Genomic DNA, 15,051 nt, shown 5'->3' with positions numbered 1-15,051 from the left:
CCTTATGGAGACCATGTATCTTACCCACCCGGCATGCCGCTTGCATGAAATGGGAAGCTGGCATCCGGAAAGCCCCCAGAGGCTGGACGCCATCTCCGATCAGTTGCTCGCAAGCGGATTGATGCCTTATCTGGATGACCGGCAGGCGCCGCAGGCGTCCCGCAATGACCTCTTGCGCGTGCACACTGTCCAGTACCTGGACAGTTTGCAGAAACATACGCCGGACCAAGGGTATTACCCTATCGATCCCGACACCCTCATGAACCCGCACACCTACGAAGCCGCGCTGCATGCCGCGGGCGCCGGGGTGGCCGCGGTCGACGCGGTGCTGGGCGGCGAGGCGCGTACGGCCTTCTGCGCGGTGCGCCCGCCGGGGCATCATGCCTGCCGATCGCAGGCCATGGGATTCTGCTTTTTCAATAACGTCGCCATTGCGGCGCAGCACGCCATGGACTTCCACGGCCTGACGCGCGTGGCGATCGTCGATTTTGACGTTCACCATGGCAACGGCACGGAAGACGTCTTCGCCGGCGATGATCGGGTGCTGATGTGCAGCTTTTTCCAGCATCCGTTCTTCCCCAACAGCGGCGCGAATCACCCGGCCGCCAACATGCTGAATGTGCCCGTGCCTGCCTACACCGCGGGCGCCGCCGTCCGGACCATCGTCACGGACACGTGGCTGCCGCGGCTGGAAGCGCACCGCCCCGAACTGATCCTCGTGTCGGCGGGCTTTGACGCCCACCGCGAGGACGACATGGGGCAGATGGGGCTGGTCGAGGCGGACTATGCCTGGATCACCGAGCAGCTTGTCGACGTGGCGGACCGACACTGTCAGGGCCGGATCGTGAGCACGCTCGAGGGCGGTTACAACTTGTCGGCCCTGGGCCGCAGCGTGGTCGCGCACATACGGGCGCTGGCGAAGCTGTAGAATCAGGAAAAAATTGTGCAATGCGATCCCGGCGCAAAGCCGGGTCATTATTTTCCAATTGGAGGCAGCGGGATGAAGGTGTTGGTACCTGTCAAGCGCGTCGTTGACTACAACGTCAAGGTGCGCGTCAAGTCTGATCAGACCGGCGTGGATATCGCCAACGTGAAGATGTCCATGAACCCCTTTGACGAAATCGCCGTCGAAGAAGCCACCCGCCTGAAGGAAAAGGGCGCGGTCGCTGAAGTCGTGGCGGTTTCTTGCGGCGTTGCGCAATGCCAGGAGACACTGCGCACCGCCATGGCCATCGGCGCCGATCGCGGCGTGCTGGTCCAGACCGATGCCGAACTGCAACCGCTGGCTGTCGCCAAGCTGCTCAAGGCGCTGGTCGACAAGGAACAGCCCCAGCTCGTGATCCTGGGCAAGCAGGCCATCGACGACGACGCCAACCAGACCGGCCAGATGCTCGCCGCGTTGCTCGACTGGCCGCAAGCCACGTTCGCCAGCAAGGTCGAGCTGGCCGACGGCAAGGTCACCGTGACGCGTGAAGTCGACGGCGGCCTGGAAACCCTGTCGCTCAAGCTGCCCGCCATCGTGACCACCGACCTGCGCCTGAACGAGCCGCGCTACGTCACGCTGCCGAACATCATGAAGGCCAAGAAAAAGCAGTTGGACACCGTCACGCCGCAAGACCTGGGCGTTGATCCCGCGCCCCGCCTGAAGACGCTGAAGGTCAGCGAGCCGCCCGCCCGCAAGGCCGGCATCAAGGTTGCCGACGTCGCGGCGCTGGTGGACAAACTCAAGAACGAAGCGAAGGTGGTCTGATCATGACGACGCTGGTTATTGCCGAACACGATAACGCCCAACTCAAGGGCGCAACCCTGAACGCCATCGCCGCCGCCGCCAAGATCGGAGGCGACGTGCACGTGCTGGTCGCCGGCGCCAACGCGCGCGCCGTGGCCGACCAGGCTGCCCAAGCCGCTGGCGTGGCGAAGGTGCTGTTGGCCGATGCCCCGCATCTGGCGGACGGTCTGGCCGAAAACGTCGCGGCGCAGGTGCTGGCCGTGGCCTCGAACTACAGCCACATCCTGTTCCCGGCCACCGCGTCGGGCAAGAACGTGGCGCCGCGCGTTGCCGCCAAGCTGGACGTGGCCCAGATCTCCGACATCATCGGTGTCGAATCCGCCGACACGTTCCAGCGCCCGATCTACGCTGGCAACGCCATTGCCACCGTGCAATCGGCCGACGCCGTCAAGGTCATCACCGTGCGCACGACCGGCTTTGACGCCGTCGCCGCCCAAGGCGGTTCCGCCTCGGTCGAAGACGCCGCTGCCGTGGCCGATTCCGGCCTGTCCACGTTCGTGGGCCGCGAAGTCGCCAAGAGCGATCGTCCCGAACTGGCCGGCGCGCGCGTCGTGGTCTCGGGCGGCCGTGGTCTGGGCAGCGCCGAGAACTTCAAGATCCTGGATCCGCTGGCCGACAAGCTGGGCGCCGCACTGGGCGCTTCGCGCGCCGCGGTCGACGCGGGCTACGCGCCGAACGACTGGCAGGTTGGCCAGACCGGCAAGATCGTCGCGCCGCAGCTGTACGTGGCCGTCGGCATCTCGGGCGCCATCCAGCATCTGGCCGGCATGAAGGATTCGAAGGTCATCGTTGCGATCAACAAGGACGCCGAAGCGCCGATTTTCGGCGTCGCCGATTACGGCCTGGTGGGCGACCTGTTCACGGTCGTTCCCGAGCTGACGAACGCGCTGTAAGTTTCAGCCGGTTCGATCAAAACCGCGGGCCTTCGGGTCCGCGGTTTTTTTTGCGGACGCGCCACGCATTTATTTCAGATATTCGAAAATCTTTGATTTTCTGAAAGACTCTGATAACGTACTTCGCGCTACTCACCGTTTGCGATTGTGCTTGACCTGTACAGAACGAAGGAGATTCGTGATGGAATGGTTCTTTGACACGCTACGTAAGTACCCGGAGCTGGCGATTTTCTTGACCCTGGGCCTCGGTTATTGGATCGGGGCCAAGAAAATCTTCGGATTCAATCTGGGCGCAGTGACCGGGACATTGTTGGTGGGCGTGCTGGTCGGCCAGCTCAACATTTCGATTGCTCCCATTCTCAAGCAGGTGTTCTTCCTGCTTTTTCTTTTTGGTCTTGGCTACGGCGTCGGACCGCAATTCTTCCGCGGCATGAAAAGCGATGGCCTTCCGCAGGTCATCTTTGCCGTCATCATCTGCGTGCTCTGCCTGCTGGTCACCTGGGTGACCGCCATCGGATTCGGCTTTGATGCCGGCACCGGCGCTGGGCTGCTGTCCGGCGCGCAGACGATATCGGCGGTCATGGGCGTGGCGACCGACACGATCAACGGCCTGTCCGTCGACGCGGCGACCAAGAAACAGTGGATCGACAACATTCCCGTCGCGTACGCGGTCTGCTACATCTTCGGCACGGTCGGCAGCGCCTGGCTGTTGGCGTCCCTCGGTCCCAAGCTGATGCGCGTGGACATCGTGAAGGAATGCAAGGACTACGAGGCCAAGATGTCCGGCGGGGCCGACTCGATGGAACTGTCGGGCTACCGCAAGTTCACGGCGCGGGCGTACCGGCTGGACAACGCGGAATACGCCGGAAAGACGGTGGGCGAACTGGAAGCAAAGTTCGTGAACGCCCGGGTCTTTGTCGAGCGCATTCACCGCGGCGACCAGATCATCGACGCCGACTCGACCACGATGCTGCAGGCCGGCGACGTGCTGGGCGTGACGGGCCGCCATGACGCGCTGGTGCTGCAGGCCTCGGGCCTCATCGGCACCGAGGTCGAGGACCGCGACGTCATCAACCTGCCGGCGGAGATCGTCGAAGTCGTGCTGACCAACAAGAACGTGGCCGGCAAGACGCTCAAGGAACTTGCCGAGAACGAGACCGTGCGCCAACTGGGCCGCGGCGTGTTCCTGCGCAAGGTCGTGCGCGGCGGCCACGAGATGCCGGTCAACTGGGGCCTGAAACTGGACCGCGGCGACCGCCTCTTCATCCTGGGCGCCACACGCGACGTCGAACGCGTGGCCAGCAAGCTGGGCTACGTGGACCGCGCCACCAACCAGACCGACATGGTGTTCGTGGGCTTCGGCATCCTGCTGGGCGGCCTGTTCGGCACGCTGGTGCTGACGGTGGGCGGCATTCCGATCACGCTCTCCACCTCGGGCGGCGCGCTGATCTCGGGCCTCATCTTCGGCTATCTGCGGTCGGTGCATCCAACGTTCGGGCGCGTGCCCGAGCCGGTGCATTGGTTCCTGACATCGGTGGGCCTGACCGCATTCGTCGCGGTGGTGGGCATCGTGTCGGGACCGGGCTTTGTGCAGGGCTTCCAGCAGCTGGGCGCAAAGCTGTTCATCGCGGGCGTCATCGCCACCAGCATCCCGATGATCCTGGGCGTGCTCATTGCCCGCTACGTCTTCAAGTTCCACCCCGCCATCTCATTAGGCGTGTGCGCGGGGGCGCGGACCACCACCGCGGCGATCGGCCAGATCACCGAGACGGCAAAGAGCCAGGTCCCGGCGCTTGGCTACACGGTGCCTTACGCCATCGGCAATACCCTGCTCATCATCTGGGGCATTGTCATCGTCATGCTCATGGCTTAGCAGGACTGCCCGCAAGCGCCGGCTTGCGGGTGCTGGATAGAAGCGCGGCAATCGTAACGGCGCTCGACTTGATGGCGCCTGTCAACATGCACACCAGGAGTACACAAAATGGCTTCCACTGCGCCTGTCACCGTCAGCCTGGCCTCGGCCCTGAAGACCACGCGTTCCCACCAACGCGACCTGGAGCAACTCTCACCGTTCGAACTGAAGGACTACCTGATCACGTTGGCCAAGGACAGCCAGCAGTCTGCTGCGGCGTCCATGTTGAATGCGGGCCGCGGCAATCCCAACTGGATCGCCACGGAGCCGCGGGACGCCTTCTTCCTGATGGGCCGGTTCGCCATGAAAGAGGCGCGCCGGGTGCGCGACGAGGGCATCCTGGCGGGCATGCCGGCCAAGAAGGGATGCGCCGACCGGCTGCGCAAGTTTCTGTCCAAGCACAAGAGCGAGGACGGCTACGATTTTCTGGTCGGGGTGCTGGAATACGGCGTCAAGATCAAGGGGTTCGATCCGGACGAGTGGATCCATGAACTGACCGACAGCATCATCGGCGATCACTATCCCGTGCCGCCGCGCGCGTTGGTGCACACCGAGCAGATCATCCACGACTACCTGATCAAGGAAATGTGCGACGGCCGCCCGCCCAAGGGCAAGTTCGACCTCTTCCCGGTGGAAGGCGGCACAGCCGCCATGTGCTACATCTTCGATTCGCTGATGGTCAACGGCCTCTTGAAGCAGGGCGACACCATCGCGCTGTTCCTGCCGACGTTCACGCCCTATATCGAGATCGCGCACCTGGAGCGTTTCCAGTTCAAGATCGTCGGCATCAACGCCAGCAGCCTGCGCGCCGACGGCACGCACGATTGGCATTATCCGGCCTCGGAAATCGCCAAACTGGAAGATCCCAAGATCAAGCTGGCGGTCACGGTGAACCCCAGCAACCCGCCGTCGGTGGCGTTCAGCCCTGCCGAGATGAAGCAGATCGTGCGCATCATCCGCAAGAATCCCGACCTGGTGCTGGTGACCGACGACGTGTACGGCACCTTCGTGCCGAACTTCCGCTCGCTGATGGCGGAGGTGCCGCAGAACACCATCTGCGTGTACTCGTTCTCAAAGAACTTCGGCTGCACCGGCTGGCGCCTGGGCGTCATCGCCACGCACGAAAACAACACGATGGACCGGCGCATCGCCGAGCTGCCCGCGTCCTGGAAAAAGCGCCTGGACAAGCGCTACGGCGCCATGACGATGGAGCCCGAAAAGCTGAAGTTCATCGACCGCCTGGTTGCCGACAGCCGCGAAGTGGCGCTGAACCACACGGCGGGGCTGTCCTTGCCGCAGCAGGTTCAGATGGGCTTTTTTGCGCTGTCGCACCTGCTGGACCTGAAGGACGCCTACAAGCACCTGACCATGCAGATCGTGCGCAGCCGACGCGACGCGTTGTGGCGCGGGCTGGGCATCCCGATGCCGCCGGAAGATCCGATGCGCGGCTGGTATTACGTCGAACTGGACTTCATGGTCTGGGCCAAGATCATGTACGGCGATGCGTTCTGCAAGTACATGATCGACAACTACGAGCCGGTGGACTTCCTGTTCCGCCTGGCGGAGAAGACGGGCGTGGTGCTGATGGACGGCGGCGGGTTTGGCGGGCCGCCGTGGTCGATCCGGATCTCGCTGGCGAACCTGGACGATGCGGACTACGCCAAGATCGGCAAGTACATGGTCGAGTCCGCGACCGAGTATGTCGAGGCGTGGAAGGCGTCCGAGCTGGTGCGTTCCGGTCCGACCGCGGGCAAGGGCCAGACGGTCAAGGCATCGGCCGCCAAGAAGGGCGCGGCTGCCGGCAAGACTGCGGCCAAGAAGGCCGTGAAAAAGGCGGTGAAGAAGGCGGACACGGCGGCCAAGTCGGCCAAGAAGGCGACCGCAAAGTAGGCCACCGAGAGACAGGCAACCGCGACGCCGGCAACCGTGCAGTCGGTTGGGGGCGACGCGGGCTGCCGCAGGCCAAGCAACCGCAAAGCAGGCAACCGCAGAGCAGGCAACCGCAGAGCAGGCAACAACAGGGCGGCGTGGACTCATGACGTGTTCGGTCGGGTTTTTCAATAGCGTTCCCATCGCGGTGCTGTTCGTCACGGTGGGTTTGGGATACCTGATCGGCAAGCTGAAGGTCGGGCCGATTCAGCTAGGCGGCGTGTGCGGCACGCTCATCGTCGCCCTGCTGATCGGCCAGACGGGCTGCCAGATGCGCGGCGACCTGAAGGAGGTCGCGTTTGCGCTGTTCATCTTCGCCATGGGCTACTCCGGTGGCCCGCAGTTCTTCGCGAACCTAAACCGGTCCAGCCTGCGCTATGTCGTCCTGCCGCTGATCGAGGCGGTGCTGGTGCTGACGATCGTGCTGGCGGCCGTGCCGCTGTTCGGGCTGGATGCCGGCACTGCTGCAGGCCTGGCGGCGGGCGCTGCGACCGAATCGGCCGTGGTAGGCACCGCCGCCGAGGCGCTCAAGCACCTGGGCCTGCCGGACGCGGAAGTGCAGCGCATGGAGGCCAACATCGCCACGGCCTACACGCTGACCTATCTGGTGGGCCTCATCAGCATCGTGTTCTTTACCAGCCAGGTGGCGCCCGCGTTGCTGCGCATCAACCTGCGCGAAGCGTCCAAGGCGCTGGAGGCCAAGCTGGGTGCGGCGCCCGGCGACAACGACGAGGCCAGCCTGCCGACGCTGCCGCGTCTGGTGGGACGCGCCCACGTGGTCAAGGACGTGGACGGCAAGCGGGTGGGCGACGTGGAGGCGCAACTGGGCGGGCGCACCGTGATCAGCCGCGTCCTGCGCAACGGCGAGGCCGTCGACGCCACGCCCGACTACGTGCTTGCGACGGGCGACATCGTGGTGGTGCTGGGATTACGCCGCTTTGCGCTGCGTGCCGGATCGGTGATCGGTCCGGAGATCCAGTTGCCCGAAGCGCACGCGGACGACCTGCAATTGAGCGAGCTGCAGGTCATCGTCAGCAAGAAGACCGTGAACGGCCACACGGTGGGCGAGCTGGCTTTGCGGCCCAATGCCCGGCGCGCGCGAGGCGTGTTCCTGCAATCCATCTCGCGCTCCGGCCACGTGCTACCCCTGACGCCGGCGACCGTGGTGCAGTTCGGCGATCTGGTCACGCTGGTGGGGGCGGAGCCCGAACTGTCCGAGGCGGGCGCCGCGCTGGGTTCCGAATTGCGCCGCAGCGGCGTGACGGACCTGGTGTTTCTGGCGTTTGGCATTCTGGCCGGGCTGATGATCGGCAGCCTCGGGGCAAGACTGTGGGGGATTCCGGTCTCGCTGGGCAGCGGGGGCGGGGCGCTGGTCAGCGGTCTGGTGTGCGGCTGGATCAATGCCAAGCGGCCGTCGATCGGGCACATGCCGGCCCATGCGGTGCAACTGCTCAAGGACCTGGGCCTGGCGATTTTCGTGGCCTGCGTGGGCTTGTCCGCCGGGCCGGATGCGCTGTCGCTGATCCGCGAGCATGGGGCGGTGCTGCCGCTGATCGGCCTGCTGGTGTCGCTGGGGCCCGCGTGCCTGTCGCTGTGGGTGGGACACAAGCTGTTGAAGATCGAGGGGCCGCTGCTGGTGGGCGCCATTGCCGGGCAGCATGTCAGCACACCGGCCATCAGCGCCATCCTGACCGCCAGCGGCAGCTCCGTGCCGCTGCTGGGCTACACGGTGACATACGCGATCGCCAATGTGCTGCTGCCCGTGCTGGGACCGATCATCGTGTCGCTGGCCTATCACCTGAGCTGACCCGGTGGCAGGGGCCGCCAGCGCTCGCCGTTAAGGCGGCTGCGAATATTGCATAAGGTTATATGACTTGCGTATTTCCTCGCCTAAAGGTTTGATGGAAGAATCGTTTCACACGCGGTAACGTCACACGGCAACCTCCGCCACGAAACGCGATTGCCCGCTGCAGTCCATGCTGGACCGTCAGCCGGTCCCTACAACTGAATCCCGTACAGGAGACATCATGAGTCAACTACGCCTGGGCGACGTCGCCCCCGATTTCGAGCAGGAATCCTCGGCTGGCAAGATCCGCTTCCACGAGTACCTGGGCAACAGCTGGGGTGTGCTGTTCTCGCATCCGGCCGATTTCACGCCGGTTTGCACGACCGAACTGGGCTACACGGCCAAACTGGCCGACGAGTTTGCCAAGCGCAACGTGAAGGTCCTGGCCCTGTCGGTCGATGGCGCCGATTCGCACGCCAAGTGGATCGAAGACATCAACGACACGCAATCGACGACGGTCAACTTCCCGATCATCGCCGACAAGGATCGCAAGGTTTCCGAGCTTTACGACATGATCCACCCGAATGCCAGCGCCACGGCGACCGTGCGTTCGGTGTTCGTCATCGATCCGAACAAGAAGGTCCGCCTGACCATCACGTATCCCGCCAGCACGGGCCGCAACTTCAATGAAATCCTGCGCGTCATCGATTCGCTGCAGCTGACCGACAGCCACAGCGTGGCCACGCCGGTCAACTGGGAAGACGGCGACGACGTCATCATCGTTCCGTCCCTGCAGGACGAAGCGGTGATCAAGGAAAAATTCCCGAAGGGCTACAAGGCCGTGCGTCCGTACCTGCGCATCACGCCGCAACCGAATAAGTAAATTCGAAAAATGGGGGGTTGGCCCCCCGGCTTGAACGCGGTCCCGCGCCGCCCGAACCGCCGCGATCTTCATAGAGGATCGCGGCGGTTTTTCGTTGTTGGGATGCCTGTCCTATATGCCTCTTGGCGATGAGCAACCAAATAATGATTCGTTCCGTTCAGATCGGCCAACACGCAAACTTGCCTCCACATTGCAGATCACAGGGAGCAAGGGATGTCTTTCAGGAAAGCCGGTTGGTTGGCCGCCTTGGCCGCAGTGACGGTTTCATTTGCCGCGATTGCGCCGGCGCAGGCGCAGCAGAAGCAGACGCTGCTGAACGTGTCCTACGATCCGACGCGCGAGCTCTACCGCGCGATCGATGACGCCTTCATCAAGCAGTACAAGGAAAAGGCGAACGTCGATCTGACGATCCGCCAGTCGCACGGCGGTTCCGGCCGCCAGGCGCGCTCGGTGATCGATGGGCTGGAAGCCGACGTGGTGACGCTGGCGCTGGCCTACGACATCGACGCCATCGCCGACCGCGGTCTCTTGCCCGAGAACTGGCAGGCCCGCCTGCCGCAGAACAGCTCGCCGTACACGTCCACCATCGTGTTCCTGGTGCGCAAGGGCAACCCCAAGCAGATCAAGGACTGGGACGATCTGCTCAAGGACGGCGTGCAGGTCATCACGCCCAATCCCAAGACCTCGGGCGGCGCCCGCTGGAACTATCTGGCCGCCTGGGCGTATGCGCTGGAGAAGAACGGCGGCAGCGAGGACAAGGCGCGCGCCTTCGTCGGCGATCTGCTCAAGCACGTGCCGGTGCTGGATACCGGGGCGCGCGGCGCCACCACGACGTTCGTGGAACGCGGCGTGGGCGACGTGCTGCTGGCGTGGGAGAACGAGGCTTTCCTGGCGCTGGAAGAACTGGGTCCGGACAAGTTCGACATCGTGGTGCCGTCGCTGTCCATCCTGGCCGAACCGCCGGTGGCCATCGTCGATAAGGTCGTGGACAAGAAGGGCACCCGCGCCGCCGCGCAGGCCTATCTGGAATTCCTGTACACCCCGGCCGCGCAGGAAATCATCGCCAAGAACTACTACCGGCCGCTGGACAAGACGGTCGCCGCCAAATACGAAGCCAAATTCCCCAAGGTCAAGCTCGTCACCATCGACGACAAGATCTTCGGCGGCTGGCGCAAGGCGCAGAAGGATCACTTCAGCGACGGCGGCACCTTCGACCAGATCTACCAGCCGCAGAAGAAATAACTGCATAACGTTCGGACGACGGCCATGACTTCAGCCTCGAACCCGGCGGCAATCGGCGCGCAAGCGTCTTTTGCCGTTCGGCGCAACAGCCCGGGCGTGCTGCCCGGATTCGGCATTTCCATGGGCTACGCGGTGCTGTATCTCAGCGTGCTCGTGCTGATCCCGCTGGCCGCCTTGCCCATCAAGAGCGCCGGCCTGGGATGGCAGGGTTTCTGGGACGCGGTGACCGCGCCGCGCGTGATGGCCTCGTACAAGCTGACTTTCGGCGCGTCGTTCATCGCCGCGCTGGTGAACCTGGTGTTCGGCACGGTCGTCGCCTGGGTGCTGGTGCGCTATCGCTTTCCCGGCAAGAAGATCCTGGATGCGCTGGTCGACCTGCCGTTCGCGCTGCCGACGGCCGTGGCGGGCATTGCGCTGACCGCGCTGTACTCGCAAAAGGGCTGGCTGGGCGGGCCGCTGTCCGACTGGTTCGGCCTGAAGGTGGCGTTCACGCCGCTGGGTATCGTCATCGCGCTCATCTTCATCGGGGTGCCGTTCGTCGTGCGCACGGTGCAGCCGGTGCTCGAAGACGTGGAGCGCGAAATCGAAGAGGCCGCCGCCAGCCTGGGCGCGGATCGCTGGCAGACCTTCCGGCGCGTGCTGCTGCCGACGATCATGCCGGCCCTGATGACGGGCTTTGCGCTGGCGTTCGCGCGGGCGGTGGGCGAGTACGGCTCGGTGGTGTTCATCGCCGGCAACATGCCGATGGTGTCCGAGATCACGCCGCTGCTGATCATTTCCAAGCTGGAGCAGTTCGACTACGCCGGCGCGGCCGCCATCGCGACCGTGATGCTGGTGCTGTCGTTCGTGCTGCTCTTCATCATCAACCTGTTGCAGGGCTGGCAGGCGCGCCGCGGCCTGGGGAGGCAGTCATGAGCGCACCGGATCGTCCCGCGCATTTGACCGAGCCGCGCTGGGTGCGCGGCGTTTTGCTGTTCATCGCGCTGGGATTTCTGGCGCTGTTTCTGCTGGTGCCGCTGGCGGCCGTGTTTGCCGAGGCCTTCCGCAAGGGATGGGCGCTTTATCTTGAAGCGATCGTCGAGCCGGACGCCTGGGCGGCCATCCGGCTGACGTTGCTCGTCGCGGCCATCGCCTTGCCGGTGAACCTGGTGTTCGGCGTCGCCGCCGCGTGGGCCATCACCAAGTTCCAGTTTCGCGGAAAGCAGTTCCTGATCACGCTGATCGACTTGCCGTTCTCGGTGTCGCCGGTGGTGGCGGGCCTGGTGTTCGTGCTGCTGTTCGGCTCGCAGGGCTGGTTTGGCGAATGGCTGCAGGCCCACGACATCAAGATCGTCTACGCGGTGCCCGGCATCATTCTGGCGACGTTGTTCGTGACCTTTCCGTTCGTCGCGCGCGAGCTTATCCCGCTGATGCAGGCGCAAGGCAGCGAGGAAGAGCAGGCGGCGCTGACGCTGGGTGCGAGCGGCTGGCAGATCTTCTGGCGGGTGACGCTGCCGAACATCAAGTGGGGCTTGCTGTACGGCGCGATCCTGTGCAATGCGCGGGCCATGGGCGAATTCGGCGCGGTGTCGGTGGTGTCGGGCCAGATCCGCGGGCTGACCAACACGATGACGCTGCATGTCGAGATTCTCTACAACGAATATCAGTATTCCGCGGCGTTCGCCGTTGCCTCGCTGCTCGCGCTGCTGGCGCTGGTGACGCTGGTGGCCAAGAACGTGGTCGAGTGGCGCAACGCGCGCCTGCAGCAGAACGCGGACCAGCCGGTGGAGTATCCCGGCGCCGCGGTAGCCATCAAGCCGGCGGTCGCCTGACGTGACCGGCCGGACAAGGAGACAGGCATGAGTATCGAAGTACGCAATCTATCCAAGCGGTTCGGACAGTTCCGCGCGCTGAACGACGTGTCGCTGCACATCGAAACCGGCGAACTCGTGGCGCTGCTGGGCCCGTCGGGCTGCGGCAAGACGACGCTGCTGCGCATCATCGCCGGGCTGGAATCGGCCGATTCGGGTAGCGTGCTGTTCGCCGGCGAGGACGCCACCGCGGTGGACGTGCGCCAGCGCCAGGTGGGATTTGTGTTCCAGCACTACGCGCTGTTCAAGCACATGACGGTGTTCGAGAACGTGGCGTTCGGCTTGCGCGTGAAGCACCGTTCGCAGCGCCCGTCCGAGGACCAGATCAAGCGCAAGGTGCACGACCTGCTGGGCCTGGTGCAACTGGACTGGCTGGCCGACCGCTATCCGGCGCAATTGTCGGGCGGACAACGCCAACGCATTGCCCTGGCGCGTGCGCTGGCGGTCGAGCCGCGCGTGCTGCTGCTGGACGAACCGTTCGGCGCCCTGGACGCCAAGGTCCGCAAGGAATTGCGCCGTTGGCTGCGGCGGCTGCACGACGAGTTGCACGTGGCCAGCGTGTTCGTCACGCACGATCAGGAAGAGGCGCTGGAAGTCTCGGACCGCGTGGTGCTGATGAACGCCGGCCGCATTGAGCAGGTGGGCACGCCCCGCGAGGTCTGGGAAGGTCCGGCCACGCCGTTCGTCTACGGCTTCCTGGGCGACGTGAACCAGCTCCAGGGCACGGCCACGCGTGGCGTGTTCGAAGGGGCGGGCCTGTCGCTGCCCGCCCCGGAGCTGGCGCAGGCCGATGCGCAGCGCGCCACCGCGTACGTGCGTCCGCACGAGTTCGAGGTCGAGCGTTATCGCGCCGGCGCGGATGGCATCCCGGTCCGTCTGTCGCACGCCTATCTGGCCGGTCCCAGCGCGTATCTGGAACTGGCGCGCCAGGACACGGACGCGATCATCGAAGCCGAGGTACCCGAATCGCTGTATCAGGAGCTGAATCTGCGGGACGGCGAAATCCTGCTCGCGCGTCCCCGCCGGGCGCGCATCTTTGCGGTGCAGCCATGACGACGACCGATACCTCCGTTGAACTGACCCCGGCGCTGGCGGCGCGCTGGCGCGATCTGACTGAGCGCCTGGCGGACATCCAGCGCCGTTATCCGGACGCCGCGCTGGCGTCGTCGCTGGCGGCCGAAGACATGGTGCTGACCCACGCCATCTACGACGGCGGCCTGGACCTGGAAGTCTTCACGCTGGACACCGGCCGCCTGCACGCCGAGACGCTGGGCGTGCTGGACGCCGTGCGGGAGCGCTATGGCCGTGAGGTCACCGTGTACCGGCCCGTTCAGGCGGCGGTCGACGAGCACGTCGCGGCGCACGGCGCTTATGCGTTCTACGAAAGCGTCGATCTGCGCAAGGCCTGTTGCCAGATCCGCAAGGTCGAACCGTTGAAACGCGCCCTGGCCGGCCGCGGCGCCTGGATCACGGGGCAGCGGCGCGCGCAGTCCACGACGCGCGGCGAGCTGCTGCTGGAAGAGGACGACGCGACCTTTGGCCTCTACAAGTTCAACCCGCTGGCCGAGTGGAGCGAGGACGAGATCTGGTCCGCCATCCGCGCGCTCGGCATTCCGTACAACCCGCTGCACGACCAGGGCTACCCGTCCATCGGTTGCGAACCCTGTACGCGCGCCATCCGCCCCGGCGAAGACCTGCGGGCAGGGCGCTGGTGGTGGGAGTCGTCCGACTCGAAGGAATGCGGCCTGCATGCGGGCAACCGGGTCATCACCATTGCGGCGCGCGCCGATTGAGCGCGGCCATGAATTCAAAATTGTTTTAGGGGAATATCTATGTCTGCCGTGATCCAACGCAGCCACCTGGATTGGCTGGAATCGGAAGCGATCTTCATCCTGCGTGAAGTCGCCGCCGAGTGCGAAAAGCCCGTCCTGCTCTTTTCGGGCGGCAAGGACTCCGTGGTGCTGCTGCGCCTGGCCGAAAAGGCCTTCCGGCCGGGACGGTTTCCGTTCCCGCTGATGCACATCGACACCGCCCACAACTTCGACGAGGTGATCGCCTTTCGCGATGCCCGCGCGGCCGAGCTGGGCGAAACCCTGATCGTGCGCAGCGTTGAGGACTCGATCAAGCGCGGCAGCGTCGTGCTGCGCCGCGAGACCGATTCGCGCAACGCGGCCCAGGCGGTGACGCTGCTGGAAGCCATCGAGGAGTTCGGGTTCGACGCCTGCATCGGCGGCGCGCGTCGCGATGAGGAAAAGGCGCGCGCCAAGGAACGCATCTTTTCGTTCCGAGACGAGTTCGGGCAGTGGGATCCCAAGGCTCAACGCCCCGAACTCTGGAACCTGTTCAACACCCGCGTGCATCGCGGCGAGAACATGCGCGTCTTTCCGATCTCGAACTGGACCGAACTGGATGTCTGGCAGTACATCCAGCGCGAACAGCTGGCGCTGCCCCCGATCTACTACGCGCATGAGCGCGAGGTGGTGCGCCGCAAGGGCCTGCTGGTGCCCGTCACCCGCCTGACGCCGCCGGCGGAAGGCGAACAGGTTGAGCGCCTGTCCGTCCGGTTCCGCACGGTGGGCGACATCTCGTGCACCTGCCCGGTCGCCTCCGACGCCGCCGACACCATGGCCATCATCGCCGAGACCGCCGTGACGGACATCACCGAGCGCGGCGCCACGCGCATGGACGACCAGACTTCCGAGGCCTCGATGGAGCGCCGCAAGAAGGAAGGCTATTTCTGAATGAGATGACGCGCCGGCGCATGCCG

At 64.9% G+C, this 15,051-nt stretch carries 13 protein-coding genes; all 13 read left to right on the top strand.

Translation table 11 applies throughout. The features are described 5' to 3' along the window. Nucleotides 1-4: 4 nt before the first annotated feature. The 13 genes from B2W22_RS18405 (at nucleotide 5) to cysD (ending at nucleotide 15,025) form a co-directional block, all read left to right on the top strand. Complete coding sequence (locus B2W22_RS18405; RefSeq protein ID WP_175124735.1) at nucleotides 5-928, top strand: histone deacetylase family protein; 924 nt, start codon at nucleotides 5-7, stop codon at nucleotides 926-928. Between the two features lie 72 nt (nucleotides 929-1,000). Further along, a complete protein-coding gene (locus tag B2W22_RS18400; protein WP_056322273.1) occupies nucleotides 1,001-1,750 on the top strand; it encodes an electron transfer flavoprotein subunit beta/FixA family protein in 750 nt (249 codons plus the stop codon). Nucleotides 1,751-1,752: 2 nt separating this feature from the next. Further along, a complete protein-coding gene (locus B2W22_RS18395) occupies nucleotides 1,753-2,682 on the top strand; it encodes an electron transfer flavoprotein subunit alpha/FixB family protein (RefSeq protein ID WP_056567625.1) in 930 nt (309 codons plus the stop codon). Nucleotides 2,683-2,863: 181 nt separating this feature from the next. Then, nucleotides 2,864-4,555 carry an aspartate-alanine antiporter gene (gene aspT, locus B2W22_RS18390; RefSeq protein WP_286939093.1) on the top strand — a complete coding sequence of 564 codons (1,692 nt, stop codon included), beginning with the start codon at nucleotides 2,864-2,866 and terminating at the stop codon, nucleotides 4,553-4,555. Between the two features lie 108 nt (nucleotides 4,556-4,663). Beyond that, nucleotides 4,664-6,484 (top strand): bifunctional aspartate transaminase/aspartate 4-decarboxylase, encoded by a 1,821-nt coding sequence (locus B2W22_RS18385; RefSeq protein ID WP_175184321.1) that lies wholly within the window; start codon nucleotides 4,664-4,666, stop codon nucleotides 6,482-6,484. Nucleotides 6,485-6,629: 145 nt separating this feature from the next. Continuing rightward, on the top strand, nucleotides 6,630-8,330 hold the full coding sequence (gene aspT / locus B2W22_RS18380; protein WP_175124723.1) for an aspartate-alanine antiporter: 1,701 nt from the start codon (nucleotides 6,630-6,632) through the stop codon (nucleotides 8,328-8,330). A 220-nt stretch (nucleotides 8,331-8,550) separates the two neighbouring features. After that, the gene (locus B2W22_RS18375) at nucleotides 8,551-9,192 is read left to right on the top strand and encodes a peroxiredoxin (protein WP_175124722.1); all 642 of its coding nucleotides are present in this window, start codon (nucleotides 8,551-8,553) and stop codon (nucleotides 9,190-9,192) included. Nucleotides 9,193-9,405: 213 nt separating this feature from the next. Further along, nucleotides 9,406-10,434 (top strand): sulfate ABC transporter substrate-binding protein, encoded by a 1,029-nt coding sequence (locus B2W22_RS18370; protein ID WP_175124721.1) that lies wholly within the window; start codon nucleotides 9,406-9,408, stop codon nucleotides 10,432-10,434. Nucleotides 10,435-10,458: 24 nt separating this feature from the next. Beyond that, on the top strand, nucleotides 10,459-11,349 hold the full coding sequence (gene cysT / locus B2W22_RS18365) for a sulfate ABC transporter permease subunit CysT (protein WP_286939088.1): 891 nt from the start codon (nucleotides 10,459-10,461) through the stop codon (nucleotides 11,347-11,349). After that, nucleotides 11,346-12,245 (top strand): sulfate ABC transporter permease subunit CysW, encoded by a 900-nt coding sequence (cysW, locus tag B2W22_RS18360; RefSeq protein ID WP_175124719.1) that lies wholly within the window; start codon nucleotides 11,346-11,348, stop codon nucleotides 12,243-12,245. Before cysT ends, cysW begins: the two co-directional genes overlap by 4 nt. 27 nt (nucleotides 12,246-12,272) lie before the next feature. After that, entirely contained in the window at nucleotides 12,273-13,337 is a 1,065-nt protein-coding gene (locus B2W22_RS18355; RefSeq protein ID WP_175124718.1) for a sulfate/molybdate ABC transporter ATP-binding protein, read from the top strand. Next, entirely contained in the window at nucleotides 13,334-14,077 is a 744-nt protein-coding gene (locus tag B2W22_RS18350) for a phosphoadenylyl-sulfate reductase (RefSeq protein WP_175184324.1), read from the top strand. Before B2W22_RS18355 ends, B2W22_RS18350 begins: the two co-directional genes overlap by 4 nt. Nucleotides 14,078-14,116: 39 nt before the next feature. After that, on the top strand, nucleotides 14,117-15,025 hold the full coding sequence (gene cysD, locus B2W22_RS18345) for a sulfate adenylyltransferase subunit CysD (RefSeq protein ID WP_175137476.1): 909 nt from the start codon (nucleotides 14,117-14,119) through the stop codon (nucleotides 15,023-15,025). Nucleotides 15,026-15,051: the final 26 nt, after the last annotated feature.

The organism is Achromobacter sp. UBA4530 (genome assembly GCF_002388205.1).
Taxonomy (GTDB): Bacteria; Pseudomonadota; Gammaproteobacteria; order Burkholderiales; family Burkholderiaceae_B; genus Achromobacter; species Achromobacter animicus.
This window is presented reverse-complemented; position numbering and strand designations above follow the sequence as displayed.